Source organism: Sediminicoccus rosea (assembly GCF_033547095.1).
In the GTDB taxonomy this organism is placed as follows: domain Bacteria; phylum Pseudomonadota; class Alphaproteobacteria; order Acetobacterales; family Acetobacteraceae; genus Roseococcus; species Roseococcus rosea.
The window spans coordinates 3,966,871-3,986,061 of the sequence record NZ_CP137852.1 but is presented as its reverse complement, the minus strand read 5'-3'; the positions used below and the strand labels follow the sequence as shown (position 1 = coordinate 3,986,061).

Annotated in this window: 23 protein-coding genes and 1 tRNA gene; 10 read left to right on the top strand and 14 right to left on the bottom strand. The window is 70.6% G+C overall.

Annotation, left to right across the window (positions count from 1 at the left end; all coding sequences use genetic code 11):
• The first annotated feature begins 34 nt into the window (after positions 1-34).
• From thiE to R9Z33_RS19140, 3 genes are read left to right on the top strand one after another with little or no spacing between them, the layout of a single operon-like run.
• Positions 35-670, top strand: a complete 636-nt coding sequence (gene thiE, locus R9Z33_RS19150) for a thiamine phosphate synthase (protein WP_318648159.1) — start codon at positions 35-37, stop codon at positions 668-670.
• Positions 660-1,547 (top strand): PhzF family phenazine biosynthesis protein, encoded by an 888-nt coding sequence (locus tag R9Z33_RS19145; protein WP_318648158.1) that lies wholly within the window; start codon positions 660-662, stop codon positions 1,545-1,547. The genes thiE and R9Z33_RS19145 overlap by 11 nt, the downstream gene beginning before the upstream one ends.
• Complete coding sequence (locus R9Z33_RS19140) at positions 1,547-2,284, top strand: FkbM family methyltransferase (RefSeq protein WP_318648157.1); 738 nt, start codon at positions 1,547-1,549, stop codon at positions 2,282-2,284. The genes R9Z33_RS19145 and R9Z33_RS19140 overlap by 1 nt, the downstream gene beginning before the upstream one ends.
• Before the next feature lie 17 nt (positions 2,285-2,301).
• Here R9Z33_RS19140 and R9Z33_RS19135 read toward each other — a convergent pair whose 3' ends face one another.
• Positions 2,302-2,763 carry a c-type cytochrome gene (locus R9Z33_RS19135; RefSeq protein WP_318648156.1) on the bottom strand — a complete coding sequence of 154 codons (462 nt, stop codon included), beginning with the start codon at positions 2,761-2,763 and terminating at the stop codon, positions 2,302-2,304.
• A gap of 109 nt (positions 2,764-2,872) precedes the next feature.
• On the opposite strand from R9Z33_RS19135, the gene R9Z33_RS19130 reads away from it, so the two are divergent.
• Positions 2,873-2,949 (top strand) — tRNA-Pro (locus tag R9Z33_RS19130).
• Positions 2,950-2,974: 25 nt separating this feature from the next.
• On the opposite strand, the gene R9Z33_RS19125 is transcribed toward R9Z33_RS19130, so the two are convergent.
• From R9Z33_RS19125 to R9Z33_RS19115, 3 genes are all read right to left on the bottom strand, one after another.
• Complete coding sequence (locus R9Z33_RS19125; RefSeq protein WP_318648155.1) at positions 2,975-4,453, bottom strand: sensor histidine kinase; 1,479 nt, start codon at positions 4,451-4,453, stop codon at positions 2,975-2,977.
• A 21-nt stretch (positions 4,454-4,474) separates the two neighbouring features.
• Positions 4,475-5,320, bottom strand: coding sequence for a phosphate/phosphite/phosphonate ABC transporter substrate-binding protein (locus tag R9Z33_RS19120; protein WP_318648154.1), 846 nt, complete (start codon positions 5,318-5,320; stop codon positions 4,475-4,477).
• An 83-nt stretch (positions 5,321-5,403) separates the two neighbouring features.
• The gene (locus R9Z33_RS19115; protein ID WP_318648153.1) at positions 5,404-5,802 is read right to left on the bottom strand and encodes a GtrA family protein; all 399 of its coding nucleotides are present in this window, start codon (positions 5,800-5,802) and stop codon (positions 5,404-5,406) included.
• A 101-nt stretch (positions 5,803-5,903) separates the two neighbouring features.
• Between R9Z33_RS19115 and R9Z33_RS19110 the strand changes: the two genes are divergently transcribed.
• Positions 5,904-6,746, top strand: coding sequence for an NAD(P)-dependent oxidoreductase (locus tag R9Z33_RS19110; RefSeq protein ID WP_318651675.1), 843 nt, complete (start codon positions 5,904-5,906; stop codon positions 6,744-6,746).
• 399 nt (positions 6,747-7,145) lie between these two features.
• Positions 7,146-8,753, top strand: a complete 1,608-nt coding sequence (locus R9Z33_RS19105) for an ABC transporter substrate-binding protein (RefSeq protein ID WP_404830691.1) — start codon at positions 7,146-7,148, stop codon at positions 8,751-8,753.
• A 5-nt stretch (positions 8,754-8,758) separates the two neighbouring features.
• On the opposite strand, the gene R9Z33_RS19100 is transcribed toward R9Z33_RS19105, so the two are convergent.
• Both R9Z33_RS19100 and R9Z33_RS19095 read right to left on the bottom strand, forming a co-directional pair.
• Positions 8,759-9,022, bottom strand: a complete 264-nt coding sequence (locus R9Z33_RS19100) for a hypothetical protein (protein WP_318648151.1) — start codon at positions 9,020-9,022, stop codon at positions 8,759-8,761.
• A 100-nt stretch (positions 9,023-9,122) separates the two neighbouring features.
• The gene (locus tag R9Z33_RS19095) at positions 9,123-9,980 is read right to left on the bottom strand and encodes an isocitrate lyase/PEP mutase family protein (RefSeq protein WP_318648150.1); all 858 of its coding nucleotides are present in this window, start codon (positions 9,978-9,980) and stop codon (positions 9,123-9,125) included.
• Between the two features lie 115 nt (positions 9,981-10,095).
• Here R9Z33_RS19095 and R9Z33_RS19090 point away from each other — a divergent pair, with 115 nt between their 5' ends.
• A complete protein-coding gene (locus tag R9Z33_RS19090) occupies positions 10,096-11,178 on the top strand; it encodes an alpha-hydroxy acid oxidase (protein WP_318648149.1) in 1,083 nt (360 codons plus the stop codon).
• A 41-nt stretch (positions 11,179-11,219) separates the two neighbouring features.
• Here R9Z33_RS19090 and R9Z33_RS19085 read toward each other — a convergent pair whose 3' ends face one another.
• From R9Z33_RS19085 to R9Z33_RS19050, 8 genes are all read right to left on the bottom strand, one after another.
• Complete coding sequence (locus R9Z33_RS19085; RefSeq protein WP_318648148.1) at positions 11,220-11,558, bottom strand: hypothetical protein; 339 nt, start codon at positions 11,556-11,558, stop codon at positions 11,220-11,222.
• Positions 11,559-11,670: 112 nt separating this feature from the next.
• Positions 11,671-12,009 carry a hypothetical protein gene (locus R9Z33_RS19080; protein WP_318648147.1) on the bottom strand — a complete coding sequence of 113 codons (339 nt, stop codon included), beginning with the start codon at positions 12,007-12,009 and terminating at the stop codon, positions 11,671-11,673.
• Between the two features lie 102 nt (positions 12,010-12,111).
• On the bottom strand, positions 12,112-12,738 hold the full coding sequence (locus R9Z33_RS19075) for a class II aldolase/adducin family protein (protein WP_318648146.1): 627 nt from the start codon (positions 12,736-12,738) through the stop codon (positions 12,112-12,114).
• Positions 12,735-13,346 carry a glutathione S-transferase family protein gene (locus tag R9Z33_RS19070; RefSeq protein WP_318648145.1) on the bottom strand — a complete coding sequence of 204 codons (612 nt, stop codon included), beginning with the start codon at positions 13,344-13,346 and terminating at the stop codon, positions 12,735-12,737. The genes R9Z33_RS19075 and R9Z33_RS19070 overlap by 4 nt, the downstream gene beginning before the upstream one ends.
• Positions 13,343-13,546 carry a hypothetical protein gene (locus tag R9Z33_RS19065; RefSeq protein ID WP_318648144.1) on the bottom strand — a complete coding sequence of 68 codons (204 nt, stop codon included), beginning with the start codon at positions 13,544-13,546 and terminating at the stop codon, positions 13,343-13,345. The genes R9Z33_RS19070 and R9Z33_RS19065 overlap by 4 nt, the downstream gene beginning before the upstream one ends.
• A 10-nt stretch (positions 13,547-13,556) precedes the next feature.
• Complete coding sequence (locus tag R9Z33_RS19060; protein WP_318648143.1) at positions 13,557-13,937, bottom strand: DoxX family protein; 381 nt, start codon at positions 13,935-13,937, stop codon at positions 13,557-13,559.
• A complete protein-coding gene (locus R9Z33_RS19055; protein WP_318648141.1) occupies positions 13,937-14,212 on the bottom strand; it encodes a hypothetical protein in 276 nt (91 codons plus the stop codon). Before R9Z33_RS19055 ends, R9Z33_RS19060 begins: the two co-directional genes overlap by 1 nt.
• Before the next feature lie 3 nt (positions 14,213-14,215).
• A complete protein-coding gene (locus R9Z33_RS19050; RefSeq protein ID WP_318648140.1) occupies positions 14,216-15,820 on the bottom strand; it encodes an electron transfer flavoprotein-ubiquinone oxidoreductase in 1,605 nt (534 codons plus the stop codon).
• Positions 15,821-15,911: 91 nt separating this feature from the next.
• Between R9Z33_RS19050 and R9Z33_RS19045 the strand changes: the two genes are divergently transcribed.
• From R9Z33_RS19045 to moaB, 3 genes are all read left to right on the top strand, one after another.
• Positions 15,912-16,754 (top strand): uracil-DNA glycosylase, encoded by an 843-nt coding sequence (locus R9Z33_RS19045; RefSeq protein WP_318648139.1) that lies wholly within the window; start codon positions 15,912-15,914, stop codon positions 16,752-16,754.
• Positions 16,755-17,047: 293 nt separating this feature from the next.
• Positions 17,048-18,658, top strand: coding sequence for a lytic transglycosylase domain-containing protein (locus R9Z33_RS19040; RefSeq protein ID WP_318648138.1), 1,611 nt, complete (start codon positions 17,048-17,050; stop codon positions 18,656-18,658).
• A gap of 5 nt (positions 18,659-18,663) precedes the next feature.
• Positions 18,664-19,191, top strand: coding sequence for a molybdenum cofactor biosynthesis protein B (gene moaB / locus R9Z33_RS19035; protein ID WP_318648137.1), 528 nt, complete (start codon positions 18,664-18,666; stop codon positions 19,189-19,191).

Here is a 19,191-nt window from a genome sequence, read left to right as displayed (position 1 = left end):
TTCCCAAATGCGCCGGGCCGCGCGACACAGGGGCATGGATGAACGCTGCCGCCTCTACCTCATCACGCCCCCCGTCCTGCCGGCCGGCTTCGAGGATCACCTCGCCGCCGCACTCGATGCGGGCGATGTCGCCTGCCTGCAGCTGCGCCTGAAGGATGCGCCGCGCGACGAGGTGAAGCGCGCCATCGCGCGCCTGATGCCCATCGCGCAGAAGCGCGACGTCGCCTTCCTGCTGAATGACGACGCGCCGCTCGCCGCCGAGATGGGCTGCGACGGCGCGCATCTCGGCCAGTCCGATGGCGACCATGCGGGCGCGCGCATGCTGCTCTCGGGCAAGATCCTTGGCATCACCTGCCACGCCTCGCGCCACCTCGCGATGACGGCGGGCGAGATGGGGGCCGACTACGTCGCCTTCGGCGCCTTCTTCCCGACCAACACGAAGGAGACGCAGCATGTTGCCGATCCCGAGCTGCTCGCCTGGTGGAGCGAGCTGATGGAAGTGCCCTCGGTGGCGATCGGCGGCATCACGGCGGAGAATTGCGCGCCGCTCGTGCAGGCGGGTGCGGATTTCCTGGCGGTGGTGGGTGCGGTGTGGAACCATCCCGAGGGGGCCGCCGCCGGGGTGCGGCGCATGAACCAGGCGATCAGGGACGCGCTCGATGGACGTTGAATTCGAAACCTGCGACGTCTTCACCACCAGCCGCTTCGGCGGCAACCCGCTGGCGCTCGTCTATGGCGCGGATGGGCTGGAGGCGGAGGCGATGCAGGCCATCGCGCGCGAATTCAACCTGAGCGAGACCGTCTTCGTCCTGCCGCCCGAGCGCGAGCCCGCGGATGTGCGGCTGCGCATCTTCACGCCCGGGATGGAACTGCCCTTCGCCGGCCACCCCAATGTCGGGGCCGCGGTGATGATCGCGCGGCGCATCGGCCATGAGGGGGACCAGCTCATCCTCGAGCAGCCGGCGGGACATGTGACGGCCTGGCTCACGCGCGGCGCGGGCGGGCTGCCCGTGGCGGCCGAGATCGAGGCGCCGCGGCCATTGACGCTTGGCGTCTCCTTCGACCGCGCGGCCATCGCCGCCTGCGCCGCCCTGCCGGTGGAGGCGATCCATGTGAACGCGCATCCGCCGCTGATGGCCGGCTGCGGCGCGCCCTTCGCCATCGCCGAGGTGGAGGATCTGGAGCTGCTGGCGGCGGCCACGCCCGACATCCTGGCCATGCGGCAATGCTTCGGCCCGCTGGCGAGCCCGCCGGTCGGCCTGCTGCTGCACACGCCGCTCGGCGTGGGGCGCAGGCGCGCGCGGATGTTCGCGCCGCTGAACGGCGTGGTGGAGGACCCGGCGACGGGCGGCGCCAATGTCGCGCTGGCCGGGCTTCTGCTGCAGCTCGCCGGTGGCTCCGCGCTGGCGCTGGAGGTGGAGCAGGGCGCCGATGTCGGCCGGCCGAGCCTGCTCGTGCTCGCGGCGCGGCGCGAGATGGACGGCACGATCCGCGTGCGCGTCGGCGGTGGCGTCGTGCCCGTCTCGCGGGGCGTGATGAGCCTCTGATGGAGGAACTCGATTTCCACCGCGCCCTGCACCGGCCGGGCGTGCTGCTGGACATCGGCGCGCATGACGGGCTGCTGACCATCCCCTTCGCGAAGCTGCCGGGAAGCCACGTGCATGCCTTCGAGCCGCTGCCCGCGGCCATGGCGCGGCTCGGCGCGGCGCTCGTGGCGGCATTCGGCGCGGTGCCCCCGCATGTGACCCTGCATGCCGAGGCGCTGGGCGCCGCCGAGGGCGAGGCGGTGCTGACCCTGCCCGTGCTGGACGGCGTGGCGCAGGAGCAATGGGCCAGTATCAGCAAGGACTACGCCGAGCATCGCAGTGTGACGACCGAGGCGCATCGCGTCCGCGTCATTCCGCTCGACAGCCTCGACCTCCGCGAGGTGACGGCGATCAAGCTTGATGCGGAAGGGGCCGAGCAGGAGGTGCTGGAGGGGGCGCGGCGCACGCTGACGCGCTCACGCCCTGTGCTCTCGATCGAGATCGAGGAGCGGCACCGCCGGGGCAGCACGCGGGATGTGCCGGCGCTGCTCGCGGCGCTCGGCTATGCGGGTTTCTTCTGGCATGCGGGGGCGCTGCGGCCGATGGCCGAATTCGACGCCGCGCGGATGCAGGTGGCGAGCCCCGATCCCGCGGTCTTCGCGGCGTCGGACCCCTACATCTTCAGCTTCTTCTTCCTGCCGGACGAGACGGCGGGGGAGATCCTCGCGTCGGATCGCCTCAGGGCTGCTTCGCCCTGACGCGTGAATCCGCCGAGTCAGCGCGCCCGGAAGGGGCGGTGGCAATCGCCGCAGGCCGCACCGGTGGCCTGCACCGCGGCCTGGAAATTGGCGACATTGCCGGAGGCCGCGGCCTCGCGCAGCGCGGTCAGGCGCGGGCCCATGGCGGCCATCGCGGTGTCGAAGGTGGCGCGGTCCGTCCAGATGGCGGGCAGGGCGCGGGTGTCGATCCCCGGCGCGCCTTGCTGCGTGCCGGCCGGGAAGCGCGTGCCGGCGGTGGCGAACCAGGCCTGGACGGCGGCGATGCGCTCCACCGTGCCGCGCGGGTCACCGCCCGCGCGGGCCACGGCGGCGATGGCGGTCATGTTGTCGCCCGCGGCCTTGAAGCCCTCGCGGCGCTCCGTGACGATCGCAGCCGGGCTGGGCTGCGCCATCGCCTCCAGCACGGGGGTCGCACCCATCAATGCGGCCATGCCGAGGCCTGCCATCCAAAGCTTCATGCGATCTCTCCGAAGGAATGAGAAAATATAAGATTCCGGTTTCCCGGCTTCTGCAAGACCCCGGCTTGCCGAGGGCGCGCCATGCGGCTAAGACGCGCTGCACAGGCGTCGGAGTGTAGCTCAGCCTGGTAGAGCACCGTGTTCGGGACGCGGGGGCCGGAGGTTCGAATCCTCTCACTCCGACCATTCTTCTCCCCGCCCATACCCCGCCTCACGCCGTCGGCAGCGGGATTTCGAACCAGAAGACGCTGCCCTGGCCCGGCGTGCTGTCGAAGCCGATGACGCCATCCATCAGCTCCGTCAGGTGGCGGCAGATGGCGAGGCCAAGCCCGATCCCGCCATAGCGCCGCGTGCTGCTGCTCTCCGCCTGGCTGAAGCGCAGGAACAGGCGCGGCCGCAGCGCGGGCGGGATGCCGATGCCGGTGTCGCGCAGCTCGACGCGCAGCGTCCCGCGCGTGGCCTCGCGCTGCGTCCAGGTGACCTTGACCGCGATCTCGCCGGCCTCGGTGAACTTCACCGCATTGTCGGCCAGGTGGCCCAGAAGCTGCGTGATGCGCGCAGGGTCGGCGCGGAGCGACGGCGGCAGGTCGGGCGCGATGTCGAGGCTCCAGGCCAGGCCCTTGCGGCGGGCGGCGGCGGCGGCGGGCGCCAGCGCCGGCGCGAAGAGGCCGCGCGCCGGGACCAGCACCGGGCGCAGCACCGTGCCGCCCGTCTCGAACAGCGACAGCTCCAGCACGTCATTGATCAGGCGCAGCAATTGCTGGCCCGAATCGAGGATGGCGGCGATCGCCTCGCGGTCCTCCGCCGGGCGGTCGGGGTGGTCGAGCACCTGCGCCATGCCGAGGATGCCGTTGAGCGGCGTGCGCAGCTCATGGCTCATATTGGCGAGGAATTCGCTCTTCGCGCGGTTGGCGACCTCGGCCCGGTCGCGCGCCTCGCGCAGGTCGATCTCGCGGATGCGGGCATTCTCGAGCAGCACCGCCGGGGCCGCCTCACTTGCCATCAGGGCGCGCAGGCGGGCGCGCATCGCATCGGCCATCTGGGTGAAGGCCAGGGTCAGCCGCGCCACCTCGTCCTGGCCCTGCGGCTTGAGGGTGATGTCGTAGTCGCCGTCGCGGATGCGCGCGGCGGCCGCCTCCAGCCGGCGCATCGGCAGGAAGAGCATGCGGTGGCCGATCTCGACGAGGGGGACGAGCAGCGCGAGGGAGATCAGCCCGACAACCAGCGCGCCCAGGAGCAGCGCCTGGTGCGCCGCCTGGAGCGGCCCGCGCGAGAGGCCGAAATGCATCATGCCCAGCTGCTGGCCGGCCAGCGCGATGGGCACGCTGTAGAGCTGCCGCTGCTCGCCATTGGCCATGGTGAAGCGGCCGGGCTGGGGCATGCCGTCGCCGAAGGACCAGCCCTCGCTGGCGATGAGCTGCCCGCGCGCATCCAGCAGCACCATGTGGGCGAAGCTGCCCGAGGCCACGCCTTCGCGCAGCACGGCCTGCGCCGTGGCGTAGTCACGCTCCGCCAGCGGGGTGGCGAGCGCGGCCTCGAGGATGGGGCAGACGGCGATGGCGCGGGCATGCAGCTCCGCCTCGAGCACGCGCAGCACGAGGCGGTCCTGCATGAAGGTGAGGACGCCGGCCAGCAGCAGCAGGGCCGAGGCGGCGAGCGCGAAAAGCTTGATCCGGAGCGACATGCGCATGTGTCGGCCCCCGGCGCGCAATCAGGCGCCGCGCAGGAAGGCGCGGGTCTCCTCCACCACGTCGTCCAGCTCCGCGAGGTCGGCCGGGGTGACGGGGCGGATGTTGTTGAAGCCGGTCGCGGTGAAGAATTCGCGCCCCTGGAGGCTGCCGGGGAAGCGGGCAAGCGCCGCGGTGACGCGCGCCGCCTCCGCCTCCGGCGTGCGGGGGCCGAGCAGCATGAGGAAGCCCGGCACGCGGATGAAGACCTGCCAGATGGCCAGGTTCTCGCGGATGTCGGGGCGGATGGCGTTGAACTCGCCCTGGCTCATCACGGCGGCCCGCGTCTCGGCCGTATTGAGCAGCTGGGCCAGGCTATCCTCATTGCGGGCATGCGTCGCCTGCGCGTCACGGCCGATCTCGATGCCCTGGGCACGCGCCCAGTGGATGAATTTCAGCGCGACCAGCGATTGCGGGTTGGTCATGGCAACCGTCGTGCCGCGCAGCTCGGTCGCGCTGGTGACGGGGCGGGCGCGCAGGGTGACGATCAGGCCGGGAATCCGCGGCTCATAGATGGCGATGGGCTGCAGCCCGGCATCGAGCTGCGCGACGCGGCCCAGATTGGCGGCAGTGACGACCAGGCCGAAGGCGCCGGCCACGCTGCGCTCATGGAAGGCCTGCAGGCCGGGCGCGGTCACCACCTCGACCTGGCGGCCGAGCTCCTGCTCCAGGAAGCCGCGGAAGGGCTGGTACTGGCCGAGCAGGATGCGGGCGCTGACATTGGGCATGACGCCGAATTGCAGCGGTGCCGGCTGCGCCTGGACCAGCGCGGCGGGCGCGGCGGCGAGGGCGATGCCGGCGAGGACCCGGCGGGTCGTGGGCGGTGTCACGGCGGTTCTTTCGTCTCTGATTCCGGGTCATTGGCCCATCAGGCGCGAATGAGGATACGCCTGGATGCCCCGGAAGCCAAACGCTATCCGTTGCCGAAGACGAAGCGGCGGGACAGGCCGAAATTGATGAACATTCCCGCGACGGAGCCCGCCGCGACGCCCAGCACCGGATGGGCGGCGACCAGCGGCACGCCGGCCACCAGGGCGGCATAGGTGCCGTAATTGGCGGCGAAGCCGGCGAGGTTCAGCAGCACGAAGCGGCCCCATTGCGCGGCCACGGGCGCATCGCGCCGGGCGGAGCGGAAGGTCCAGGCGCGGTTCAGCGCGAAGGTGGTGCTGGCGGCGACGAGGTAGGAGACGACGCGCCCGCCATAGGGGCCGAGGCCCAGTGCCATCATGCCGAGCAGCACGCCGGCATCCACCACGAAGCCCACCGTGCCCACCACGCCGAAGCGGAGGAATTGTTCGATCGTCGCGCGCATGAGGGGGCTTCTCGCGCCGCCGCATGGCGCAATTGCGGCGGCGGATTAAGCTTCTGCGCGGAAATGGCGCGGCAAGGCCGCAGCGGGGACACGGGGTGGCGATGATCGGTCTGGTGGGCCTTGGGCAGATGGGGGGCGCGATGCTGCGGCGCCTCCGGGCGGAAGGGCAGGGGGTGCTGGGCTTCGACCTCGACCCCGGGCGGCGCGAGGCGGCGCGCGCGGCCGGGGCCATCGCCTGCGCGACGCCTGCGGGGGTGGCGGCGCCGCTCGTGATCCTCTCCCTGCCGCATGCGGGCGCGGTGGGGGCGGTGCTGGCGGCGCTGCTGCCGCACCTGCCGCCCGGTGCCGTGATCGCCGACACCTCGACCACCGAGCCGGGCGCGGCGCAGGGCTTCGCCGGCCAGGCCGATGCGGCGGGCGTCGCCTATCTGGACGCGCCGGTCTCGGGTGGGCCGGCCGGGGCCGCCTCGGGCCAGCTTGCGATGATGGTGGGCGGCTCGGCCGCGGCCTTGGCGCGCGTGCGCCCCTCGCTGCTGCTGCTGGCCGCGCGCATCACGCACGTGGGCGCGAGCGGGGCAGGGCAGGTGGCGAAGCTCGCCAACAACCTGCTGGTGGCGACGCATCTCGCCGCCGCGGCCGAGGCGCTGCGCATGGCCGACCGCGCCGGCGTGCCGCCCGAGGCCATCCTGCCTGTGATCAACGCCGCCTCTGGCCGCTCGGCCGCGACCGAAGTGAACTGGCCGCGCTGGATTGCGAGCGGAAGCTTCGATTCGGGCTTCACCGCGGGGCTGATGCGCAAGGATCTGCGCCTGGCCCTGGCGCTGGCCGGGCAGGTGGGCGCGGGGCTTCCGGTCTGCGGCGCGGCGGCGGCGGCCTGGGAGGGTTCGGCGGTGGAGGATGCGGCGGAGTTCAACCATGTGCCGGCCGGGATCTTCAGCGGCTGAGGCGCCTACCGGCTGAGCCACCGGGCTTTTCCGGGGGTGGCGCAGGGTTTCGCTGGCATTTTTCTGAAATTAGGATTATCTTCCAGGGATGCGAAGCCGCCCCGCTCCCTCCGCCGCCCATGACCCCGCGAAAGGGGCGGGCGGCCCTTCCGGGCGCATCGTTTGGATTTCGGAACGTCGCCGCCTTCGCCCCGGCCCGCCTGGCGCCTCGCGGCATCCGGCCGTCGGGCATTTGTCCGAAAGCCCGCCTGGCCGGGAAAAGCGCGGCGCGGTGATCCCCGGCGCCGCGCGGCCCGGCCCGGGCCGCCGGGAATACCTGGGGATCATGGCCCTCCGGCTAGAGACAGGGCCGGAACCCCTGCTAGGCTCCCGTCACAAACCCTCGGGAGACACTCGATGATCCAACGTCGCCAGATCCTGGCCGGCGCGGCCGCGCTGCCCGCCGCATCCCTCGCGGCCCCCGCCATGGCCCAGCCCGCGCAGAACCGCGTGCTGCGCTATGTGCCGCACGCCAACCTGCCGAACATCGACCCCTTCACCAACACCGCCTTCGTGGCGCGCGACCATGCCTTCCTGGTCTATGACCAGCTCTACGGCATGGATGAGAATTTCCGCCCGCAGCCGCAGATGGCCGAGGGCCACGTGGTCGAGAATGACGGCCTGCTGTGGCGCTTCACCCTGCGCGAGAACCTGAAGTTCCACGACGGCTCGCCGGTGCGCGGGCGGGACTGCATCGCCTCCATCCGCCGCTGGGGTCGCCGCGATGCCTTCGGCCAGGTGCTGATGAGCCGCGTGGCGGACATGACCGAGGTGAGCGACCGCGTCTTCACCATCCGGCTGAACACGCCGTTCCCGAAGATGCTGGAATGCATCAGCAAGGTGACCACGTCCTGCCTGTTCATCATGCCCGAGCGGCTGGCGAATGTGGACCCGTTCACGAACATCACCGAGGCCGTGGGCAGCGGGCCCTATCGCTTCATCCAGAACGAATGGGTGCCGGGCTCGCGCCTCGCCTATGCGCGCAACGCCGACTACGTGCCGCGCCAGGGCAATGCCTCGATGACGGCCGGCGGAAAGGTCACGCATTTCGACCGCGTCGAGTGGCACATCATGCCCGACCCCGCGACGGCCTCCGCCGCGCTGCAATCGGGTGAGATCGACTGGTGGGAGCAGCCGACGGCGGATCTCTTCCCGCTCTTCCTGCGGGGGGCGGCCGCGCGCAACGTGCGGGTGGACATCATCAACGGCACGGGCCTGATCGGCATCTTCCGCCCGAACCACCTGACCGCGCCCTTCAACAACCCGGCCGTGCGCCGCGCCGTGCTGACGGCGATCAACCAGACCGACTTCATGACGGCGGTGATCGGCACCTCCGGCATCGAGGGCCGGCCGGACCTGCGGCGCGAGGGCATCGGCTACTTCGCCCCCGAGAGCCCGTCGGCCAGCAATGTCAGCATGGAGCGGATGCGCAAGAGCGTGGACGCGGCGCGCGCCGAGTTGCAGGCGGCGGGTGCCATCGGCCAGCGCCTCGTGCTGCTGAACGCGACGGACCTCTCCTCCATCAATGCGGCGACGCTGGTGGGTGCGGACCTGTTCCGCCGGATGGGCTTCAACGTGGACCTGGTGAGCACGGACTGGGGCACGCTGGTGGCCCGCCGCGCCAGCCGCAATCCGCTGGAGCAGGGCGGCTGGTCGGGCTTCTTCACCTTCTGGTCGGGCGTGGACCACTGGAACCCGGCGAACCATGCCTCGATCCGCGGCAATGGCGAGAATGCCTGGCCCGGCTGGCCCACCATCCCGGCCATCGAGGCGCAGCGCGACGCCTGGTTCAACGCGCCGAACGAGGCGGCGGAGAAGGCGGCGACGACGGAGATGCAGCGCATCGCCTTCGACGAGGTGCCCTATGTGCCGACCGGCATGTACTACCAGCCGACGGCGATCCGGAGGAACCTCACGGGGCTGCTCAAGGGCCAGCCGCCGCTCTTCTGGAACATTCGGCGGGCCTGACGCCGTCAGTCGAAGCAGGTGACGTGCACCACCGCGACATTCGCGGTGGTGCCGACCGCGATGCGAGCCTGCTGGACGAGCGGTGCGCCACGGGGCTGGGGCGCGCCGTTCGAGGTCGCGCAGAACAGGGTCGCGGTCTGCCCGCGCGCCACGGCGTAGCTCTGCCCCTGAAGCACCTGCTGGCCCTGGGCAAGGGCGACCCCACCCGCCAGGATGGCCCCCACCGCCGCACCGGCGATGAAGGCGCCACCGCGCCGTTCCTTCAGCACATCCAAACCCTCCGCGCTTGCGGGCGGGAGGATAGCGGGGGCAAGGACCCGCGCGCGACCGAAATGCGCCGATGCCACCGATCGGTGGCATCGATGACGGTCAATCCAGAAACCGCTTCATCGCCTCGGAATAGGGCGCCTCGCGCGTCCAGCGGGCCATGGCGCCCTTCTCCGGCAGGCCCTTCAGTTCGGCGGGCTGCACCCCCTCGCGCAGCGCCTTCAGCGTCGCATGGATGGCCTGGGCCGCCGCCTGGCTCGGCGCATGGCCCTGGAGTGCGATGCGCACGCCGCGGCTCGCCAGATATTCGCGGTCGGTGATCTCGGGGCTGAGCGTGCCGAGGATGAGCGGCTGCTTCGCCACTTCCGCCGCCGCGTCGAGTTCCGCGCGGGTTGTGACGCCCGTCAGGAAGATTCCGTCCGTGCCGCAGTCGTTATAGGCCTTGATGCGGGCCAGGCAGTCGTCGCGGCTGGTGACGTTCATGGCCCCCGTGCGGGCGAAGATGCAAAGGCTGGAATCCACGCGCGCGGCGACCGCGGCGCGCATCTTGCCCACCCCCTCCTCAATCGAGATCAGGCGCGGCTTGGCGGCACCGAAGGGGCGGGGCAGGTCCGTGTCCTCGATGGACATGGCGGCGATGCCGGCGACCTCAAGCTCCTCCACTGTGCGCTGCACGTTCAGCGCATTGCCATAGCCATGGTCGGCATCCACGACGAGCGGCAGCGTACCGGCGCGGGTGATGCGCCGGGCCTGCGTCGCGAATTCCGTCAGCGTGATCAGGATATGGTCCGGCGCGCCCAGGATGGCCAGCGAGGCGGTGGAGCCCGCGAACATGCCGAGCTCGAAGCCCAGCTCCTCGGCGATGCGGGCCGAGAGCGGATCATGCACCGAGGCCGGGTGGATGCAGGCATGGCCCGCGAGAATGGCGCGGGCGCGGTTACGGCGTTCGGTGGCGTTCATGTGGCTCTCCCTCTGTCGCCGCGATTGTCGCGCCGGATGCGCGGAACGGCGAGAGGGGGGGTTCCGAATTCATCCGCACAAGCTAGTTTTGCGGCAACCGACGCGGAGAGAAGCGATGCGCAATTTCGAGGAACGCTACCAGGTCCTGCACGAATTCGTGAAGGCCGCGAAGATCAAGCTGAACGCCAATGTCTGGGACTACCTGGTGGGCGGCACCGAGACCGAGACGACGCTCGCGCGCAACCGCATGGCGATCGACACCGCAGCGCTCCGCCCGCGCGTGCTGAACGACGTGTCCAAGGTGGATGCGAGCGTGGATTTCTTCGGCCATCGCATCCGCCTGCCGGTGTTCTGCGCGCCGGTCGGCTCGCTCGAGAGCTTCGAGCCGGGCGGCGGCGTGAGCGTGGCGAAGGGGGCTGGCGCCTTCGGCGTGCCCTATATGCTCTCGAGCGTGAGCCAGCCCGGCCTCGAGGTCTGCGCTGAGGCATCGAAGGGCCCCAAGGTCTTCCAGCTCTATGTGCGCGGGGATGACGCCTTCGTGGACGACTATGTCCGCCGCGTGGTGGATAGCGGCTATGACGCCTTCTGCATGACGGTGGACACGGCGCATTATTCGCGCCGCGAACGCGACATCGCCAAGCGCTTCGTGAAGACCTGGCGCGCCGCCAATACCGGCATGGACCACCAGGCCGCGCTTTCCTGGCGCGAGGTCGCGCGCTTCAAGGAGAAGCACAAGATCCCGCTGATCCTGAAGGGCATCGGCACCGGTGAGGACGCGGCCATCGCCTGCGAGCATGGCGTGGACGTGATCTACGTCTCCAACCATGGCGGGCGGCAGCTCGATGGTGGGCGCGGCTCGCTCGACGTGTTGCCGGAGGTGGTGGAGGCCGTCGCCGGCCGTGCGAAGATCATGGTGGATGGCAGCTTCAGCCGCGGCACCGACATCGTGAAGGCGGTGGCGCTGGGGGCCGATTGGGTCGGCCTGGGCCGCCTCTACCTCTACGGCCTCGCCGCCGAAGGGGCGGACGGGATCGAGCGCCTGCTGGAGATCCTGGAGGATGAGGTGATCAAGGCGCTGGGCCTGACGGGGGTGAACAATTTCGCCCAGCTCACGCGCGGCCATGTGCATCTCGGCGCGCCGCCGGTGGTGTTCCCAAACGTGCACAGCGCCTTCCCGCTGCTGAAGGAAGGCTACTGAAGGCGGGCGGCGCGCGGCCCCAAGGCCGCGCGCCGCTGGTCTCAGCGCGCGACGATTCCGCGCGGCGTGGCGACGATCTCGCTCGTCGCGCAGATGTCGATGTTCATCAGCTCGGCCGTCTGGCCATTGGCCCAGACCACCTTGAAGTCGTTCCGGCCGGAGTGGCGGGTCTCGTAGCGGACGCTGCGGCCGTTTGGCAGCACGTTCGAGCCGAGCTGGTCGGCGCCCCAGGCACGCTGGGCGCTGGAGCCGAAATAGAACTGGCTGATGGTGGTGCCCGACTGGTTGTTCAGGGTGAAGCGCCGGTCGCACTGGGCCTGGGCGACGGAGCTGAGGCCGGCCGTGAGGGCGGCGGCGAGGATGAGGCGGCGGAAGGACATGTGGTCTCTTTCGGAATGGCCGCCGGCGGAGACGGGATGACGCCCGCCGGACAGACCGTGGCAGAAGGGGAGTGTGAGCCTGGCCGCGGACGGGCCAGGGCCTGGTTGATGCTCAGCGCGCCTCGATGCCGCGCCGCGTCGCCACGATCTCGCTGGTGACGCAGATGTCGATGCGCATCAGCTCCGCCGTGTCGCCATTGGCCCAGACGATCTTGAAGTCGTTGGCGCCGGCATTGCGGGCGCGGAAGCGCATGCTCTGGCCGTTGACCAGCACATTGGTCCCGAGCTGGTCCACGCCCCATTCCCGCTGGGCGCTGCTGCCGAAGTAGAATTCCTGCACCGTGGCGCCGGAGCGGTTGATCAGGGTGAAGCTGGTATCGCACTGGGCGTTGGCGGCCCCGGCGAAGCCCATGCACAGCAGGGCGGCGAAAAGGATCCGGCGCAGGGTCATGTCTCTTCCGTTGCTTCTGGCGTCAAAAAACAAGCGGAATTCTCAATCCGCGAAACGCAAAAGCAAGCAGTTCCTGGAAGGTTGCGACGAATTCACGCGGCGTCAGCGCAGCCGCCCATAGCCGCCGAACTGCGCCGTCACCGCCACCATCTCCTCGGGCGTGAGCAGGACGGGTTCCAGCCGCGCGGCCAGCAGGTCCAGGTATTCGCCGGCCAGGTTCTCCACCTCGCGCGCCAGCGTCTCGGCCGCGGCCAGGGAGGTGCCGAGCGCGACCACGCCGTGATTGGCGAGCAGGCAGGCGCGGCGCCCCTCCAGCGCGGGAATCGCGGAGAGCGCCAGCTCTGCCGTGCCGAAGGTGGCATAGGCGGCGCAGCGGATGTCGTCACCGCCGGCGAGCGCGATCATGTAGTGGAAGGGCGGCAGGCCGCGCCGCGCGCAGGAGAGCGCGGTGGCGCGCGGGCTGTGGGTGTGGACGATCGCCGCGGCCTCGGGTCGGGCCGCATAGACCTCGGCATGCAGGCGCCATTCGGAGGAGGGGCGCCGTGCGCCCGCCAGAACGCGGCCATCCAGCCCCAGGTCCACAAGGTCCGCCTCGGTCAGGGCCGCATAGGGCAGCCCCGATGGGGTGATCCGGAAGCCACCTTCGATGCGGATCGAGACATTGCCGGACTTGCTCGGCATGAAGCCCAGCGCGTCCAGCCGGCGCGCCGTCTCGATCAGGCCCGTCACGGGGCTTCGCGCAGCGCCCGCGCGGCCAGCGCCGCCGGCCGGTGGAGGCAGCGCTCGAGCCAGGCCTTCACCCGCGTATGGCCGCCCAGGTCGAACTTGTTGGCCCAGGCGCCGTAGAGCACGCCGGCCAGGTTGCAGTCGGCGATGGTGTAGGTCTCGCCCAGCAGCCAGGATTGCGCGCCCAATTGTCCCTCGAGCACATCGAGCCGCGCGTTCAGCCCGGCGGCGCCGGCGGCGGCCTGGCCGGGATCGCGCTCGGCCGCTGGGCGGATGTAGGTGTTGTAGGCCCATTGCATCGCGGCCGGCTCGACCTCGGTCGCGGCCCAGAGCGTCCATTGCAGGACGCGGCTCGCATCGTCGCCCAGGGGCATGAGTGGCGGGCCGGCCTTGGCCGCAAGGTGCAGGTTGATGGCGAGGCTCTCGAACAGGGCCAGCGCACCATCCTCCATGGCGGGGATCTTGCCGTTCGGGTTCAGCTTGAGATGCGCGGGCGCCTTCATGCCAGGGCCGAAGCCGAGGGGGATCAGCTCATAGGGCAGGCCCGCCTCCTCGGCGGCCCAGATGCAGCGGAAGGCGCGGGATTTCGGCGTGCCATAGAGGCGGATCATGATTTGGTGCCTTGCAGCTTGGCGGCGATGGACTTGGCGTGTTCGACCGTGCTGCGCTGGAAACGCACAAGCAGCGCGGCCCAGATGATGAGCAGCAGCAGGGCCCAGAGGAAGCCGTAATGGGTCAGCGCCATCGCGGCGCAGACCACCCAGCCGAGCGAGAGCACCATGCCCTGCCGCAGGAGGGAGATCAGGGTCATGCCGGGGGGGTCATGACTTGCGGCGCGCGTCCATGCTCCAGGGGCCGGGGCCCGCGAGGACGAGGTAGAGGAAGAGGAAGCAGAAGAGGATCGCCGCATCTCCGCCATTGCTCGTCGGCCAGAAGCTGCGCGGCGCATGGGCGATGAAATAGGCGAAGGCCATCAGCCCCGACATGACGAAGGCGACGGGCCGGGTGAAGAGGCCGATGATGAGCAGCGCGCCGCCGATCACCTCGAGCGTCGCGGCCGCGCCCAGCATGGAGAAGAGCTCGGGCGAGGGGCGGGGCGAGGGCGGGAAGCCGATCAGCTTCTGCGGCCCATGCAGGAAGAACAGCAGCCCCGCCACGATGCGCAGGACGCTGAGGCCATAGGGGGCGAAGCGGTCGAGCATCACGGCCCCTCCTCGGCATCCACCACGCGGCTCGCGTGCAGGCGGAGATTGCCGCAATTGTTGCAGACGAGCGCATAGACCGGGACATGCGGCGGCGCAGGCGGGATGGTGCCTGCCCCGTCGATCATCGGCAGGGTCACGGACCAGCCAGGGCCGCCCACCAGCGTCCAGGCATCCTGCCCGCAGGCGGGGCAGGGGCCCTGCGCGCCGCGCTTGGGGAGGAAGGCGTTGATCTTCTCAGCGTCGCTGCGTGCGTCGGTCTTGGCTTCGGCCATGCGCTACATCCCTCCGGGATAATTGGGGCCGCCACCCCCCTCGGGCGTCTTCCAGTCGATGTTCTGCGACGGGTCCTTGATGTCGCAGGTTTTGCAATGGACGCAATTCTGGGCGTTGATGACAAGAGCCGGCTTGCCCTCCTCGATGCCGACGGCCTCATAGACGCCGGCCGGGCAGTAGCGGCTCTCGGGGCTCGCATAGCGTTCCCAGTTCTCGCCAAGCCACTTGCCCGGGTCGCGCAGGACGAGGTGGGCGGGCTGGTTCTCCTCGTGGTTGGTGTTCGACAGGAACACCGAGGAGAGGCGGTCGAAGCTCAGCACGCCGTCGGGCTTGGGATAGGTGATGCGCGGCGCGTCGGCGGCGGCCTTGAGCTGCGTGTGGTCATGGTGGTGGCCCATGGTCCAGGGCGCCTTGCCTTTGAAGACGTAGGTGTCGAGCGCCGCGTTCACCATGCCGCCCCAGAAGCCGAACTTGGCGAAGCCCGGACGGATGTTCCGCACGCCCTCCAGCTCGGACCAGAGCCAGGATTGCCGCAGCAGGCCCGGATAGGCCTCGATCCCCTCGCCCGCGATCGCCTCGGCCGCCACCATGCCGGACTTCATGGCGAGATGCGTGCCCTTGATCTTGGGCACGTTGAGGAAGCCCGCCGTGTCGCCGATCAGGGCGCCGCCCGGGAAGGTGAGCTTCGGGATGGACTGGAAGCCGCCCTCGTTCAGCGCGCGCGCGCCATAGGAGATGCGCTTGCCGCCCGCCAGCATCGGCGCCACCGCCGGGTGGTGCTTGAAGCGCTGGAATTCCTCGAAGGGCGAGAGCCAGGGATTGGGATAGTCGAGGCCGACGACGAAGCCCACACTCACCAGGTTCTCGCCGAACATGTAGAGCCAGGAGCCGCCATAGGTGTCGCTCGGCAGGGGCCAGCCGGCGCTGTGCCAGATCAGCCCGGGCTTGTGGTTCTCCTTCGGGATCTCCCACAGCTCCTTGATGCCGATCGCGTAGGTCTGCGGCTGGCATTCGGCGCGGAGGTTGAAGGTGTCGAAGAGCTTCTTGGTCAGGCTGCCGCGGCAGCCCTCGGCGAAGAGGGTGGTGGTGGCGCGCAGTTCCATCCCCGGCTGGTAGTCGGGGCCCTTCGAGCCATCCTTCACGATGCCCATGACGCCGGCGACGACGCCCTTCACCACCCCATCCTCGATGATCGTCTCCGAGGCCGCGAAGCCCGGATAGATCTCGACGCCCAGCGCCTCGGCCTTCGCACCCAGCCAGCGCGCGACATTTCCGAGGGAGACGATGTAGTTGCCCTCATTGTGCATCTGCGGCGGCGTGGGCAGCTTGAAGGCCTTGGTCTCCGTCAGCAGCATGAAGCGGTCCTCGCCGGCGGGTGTGGCCAGCGCCGGCGGGTCTTCCCGCCAGTCGGGGATCAGCTCGTCCAGCGCGCGGGGCTCGAGCACGGCGCCGGAGAGGATATGGGCGCCGACCTCGCCGCCCTTCTCGACCACGCAGACGCTCATCTCGGGGTTGAGCTGCTTCAGGCGGATCGCGGCGGCGAGGCCCGCCGGGCCCGCGCCGATGACCAGCACATCGAATTCCATCGCTTCGCGTTCTTCGCTCATCCCGACCACCCTTCGCGGCAAATTCCGTGGGGGGCGAACCTAGACGAGCCGCCGGTTTCGCGGAACCCGCATGACACGGTAGAAAGACGCCATGACGCTGCCCGCCGAACAGATCGCGCTGCTGGCCAGCCTGCGCTGGCAGATCGCCATGGGTGCCGACGAGGCGATCCTGGAGGCGGCGGCCCCGCGCGCGCGCCGCCCCGTGCCCTCTGCCGATCGCCAGGCCGAGGGCCAGGCGGGCGGCACCGACCCGCCCGGCGGGCCCGCGCCGCAGCGCGCCCCGGCGGCCCCGCGCAAGGCCACGCCGCATGGCGAGGCGGCGGCCGCGCTCGCGGCCCGCGCCGCGACGCTGGCGGAACTGCGCGAGGCCATGGCCGGCTTCACCGGCAGCCCGCTGCGCGAGACGGCGACGAACCTGGTCTTCAGCGACGGCGTGGCCGGCGCGCCCGTGATGGTGATCGGCGAGGCGCCGGGCGCCGAGGAGGACCGGCTGGGCCGCCCCTTCGTCGGCGCCTCGGGCCAGTTGCTGGACCGGATGTTCGCCAGCATCGGGCTCGGCCGGGCCGAGAGCCTCTACATCACCAACATCCTGCCCTTCCGCCCGCCGGGAAACCGCACGCCGACCGATGCCGAGATCGCGCTCTTCCTGCCCTTCGTGCTGCGCCATGTGGCCTTGGCGCGGCCGCGCTTCCTGGTGCTGGCGGGCGGTGTCGCGGCCAAGGGCTTTCTTCAGTCGCGCGACGGAATCACCCGCTTGCGCGGGCGTTGGCACCAAGTATCAATACTTGAAGGTAAAGTATTGATGGCGCTGCCCACCCTCCATCCCGCCTATCTCCTCCGCAACCCCATCGCCAAGCGTGATGCATGGGCTGATCTGCTGATGTTGCAGCGCGCCATGAATGATGGCGACATTGGGGCGAAGGAAAAAGCTTAACGTCACGATTGTCCGGCGCGAAACCGATAAAGGGCGACCCGGACAATCAACGCTTGCTTTACCAGCCGGGCCTGGGTTAGGGGTGCTTGGTCATGCGAGCGCTGCGCCCCATGGCCCGCACCCTGCCCGGCGTTATTGCCGGTCTTCTCTGCCTCGGCGCCGGGTTCAGCCCGGCCACCGCCCAGCGGGCCCAAGACCAGACCGCCCCTTTCCAGGTGCGGACCCGAACGCCCCCCGGCCCAGCCGCGGTCCCGTCGCTGCCCCAGCCCATGGGGCAGGCGGATGCCGCCCGCATGCGCCGCGCCTTCGAGGCGCAGGCCCGCGGCGACATCCCGGCCGCCATCCGCGAGGCGGAGCGCCTGGATGACCGCCGCCTGATGGGCCATCTGCTGGCCGACCGCTACAACCGGGGCGAGCCCAGCCTGAACGAACTCCAGGCCTGGCTCGCCGATTTCGCCGACCTGCCTGACGCGCCCCTGCTGCATGAGGCCCTGCTGCGCCTCCTCCCGCGCGGGGCCGCCGCGCCGCCCCCGCCCAGCCAGCCCGACACCATGGCGGACCTCCTCCCCGAGGAGCGCGCGCCGGCCGAGGCCAGCTTCACCCGTGACGCCGGCCTCGAACGCGCCGTCCAGGCCCGGATCAACGAGGGCAACCTGGATGCGGCGCTGACGTTGATCCGCGCCCGGCGCGGCCTCAGCAACGCCTATCTCGGCCATCTCAAGGCCGAGATGGCGCAATCGCTCTTCCGCCAGGGCCGTGATGCCGAGGCCTGGACCATCGCGCAGGAGGGCATGCGCCTCGCCCCCCAGAATGCGCTTCTGGCCTATCAGGCCGGGCTGTCCGCCTGGGGGATGCAGAATTACGAGAGCGCCTACCACGCTTTCGAGCGTGCGGCGCGCAACGAGCAGGCGCCGCCCACGCTGCGCGCCGCCGCCGCCTTCTGGACCGCCCGCGCCGCCGTCCGCGCCCGCCGCCCGGCGCAATACGTGCCCTGGATGCTCCAGGCCGCGCAGGAGCCGCGCACCTTCCATGGCATGATCGCCCGCCGCAGCCTCGGCCTGCCGCCCGGCCTGGTCTGGGAGCGCGACGTCGCCAATGAATCCCGCGCCCAGGGCCTGGCCGAGACGGCCGGTGGCTGGCGCGCGCTGGCCCTGCTGCAGATCGGCCAGCGCGAGCGCGCGGAGGCGGAACTGCGCCTCCTGCAGCGCCGCACCCGCAACAACCCGCTGGTGACGCAGGGCATCCTTGCCGTCGCGCAGCAGGCGAACATGCCGGGCCTCGCCGCCCAGGTGGCGACCGCCGCACAGCTCGAGGATGGGCGCGCGCGGGATGGCGCACGCTATCCGCTGCCGGTGCTGCTGCCCAATGGCGGCTTCCGCATGGACCCTTCGCTGCTCTACGCGCTGGCCCTGCAGGAAAGCCGCTTCGACCCGAGCGCGGTCAGCCGTGCCGGGGCGCGCGGCCTGCTGCAGCTCATGCCCGCCACGGCCAGCTATGTGGCGAACGACCCCTCGCTGCGCGGCGAGGGCGTGGAGCGGCTGCATGACCCGGGCCTCAGCCTCGAGCTCGGCCAGCGCTATGTGCATTACCTGGCGCGGCACGAGGCGGTGCGGGGCGATCTGATCCGCCTGCTGGCCGCCTACAATGCCGGCCCCGGCAACCTCAACCGCTGGCTCCCGGCCGCCCAGCGCCGGGCGGATCCGCTGCTCTTCATCGAGAGCATCCCGGTGCATGAGACGCGCAGCTTCGTCACGCGTGTGCTGACCTTCAGTTGGATCTACGCCCACCGCCTGGGCCTGCCGACCCCCTCGCTCGACCAGATCGCGGGCGGCGGCTTCCCGAGCTTCGCGGGCGTCGAGGAGGTCACGGCCATGTTGCGCATGACCTCCGCCCGGTCCAATTGAGCGGCATGCCGATCGACCCTTCCCGCACCTTCCTGCCCGTGAACATCGCCGTGCTGACGGTGAGCGACACGCGCGACCTCAGCACCGACCGTTCGGGCGAGACCTTGCAGTCGCGCATCGAAGCCGCGGGCCACCGCTGCATCGCGCGCGAGATCCTGCGCGACGAGGCCGACCTGATCGAGGCGCAGCTGCGCGCCTGGATCGCCGACCCTCAGGTGGATTGCGTGATCACCACGGGCGGCACCGGCATCACCGGCCGCGATGTGACGCCCGAGGCGTTCAAGCGGGTGATGGAGAAGGAGATCGAGGGCTTCGGCGAGCTCTTCCGCATGCTGAGCTACCAGAAGATCGGCACCTCCACGATGCAGTCGCGCGCCATCGGCGGCGTGGCGCAGGGCACCTACCTGTTCGCGCTGCCCGGCAGCACCGGCGCCTGCAAGGATGCCTGGGACGACATCCTCGTCTGGCAGCTCGATGCGCGGCACCGGCCCTGCAACCTGGTCGAGCTGATGCCGCGGTTGATGGAACGCTGA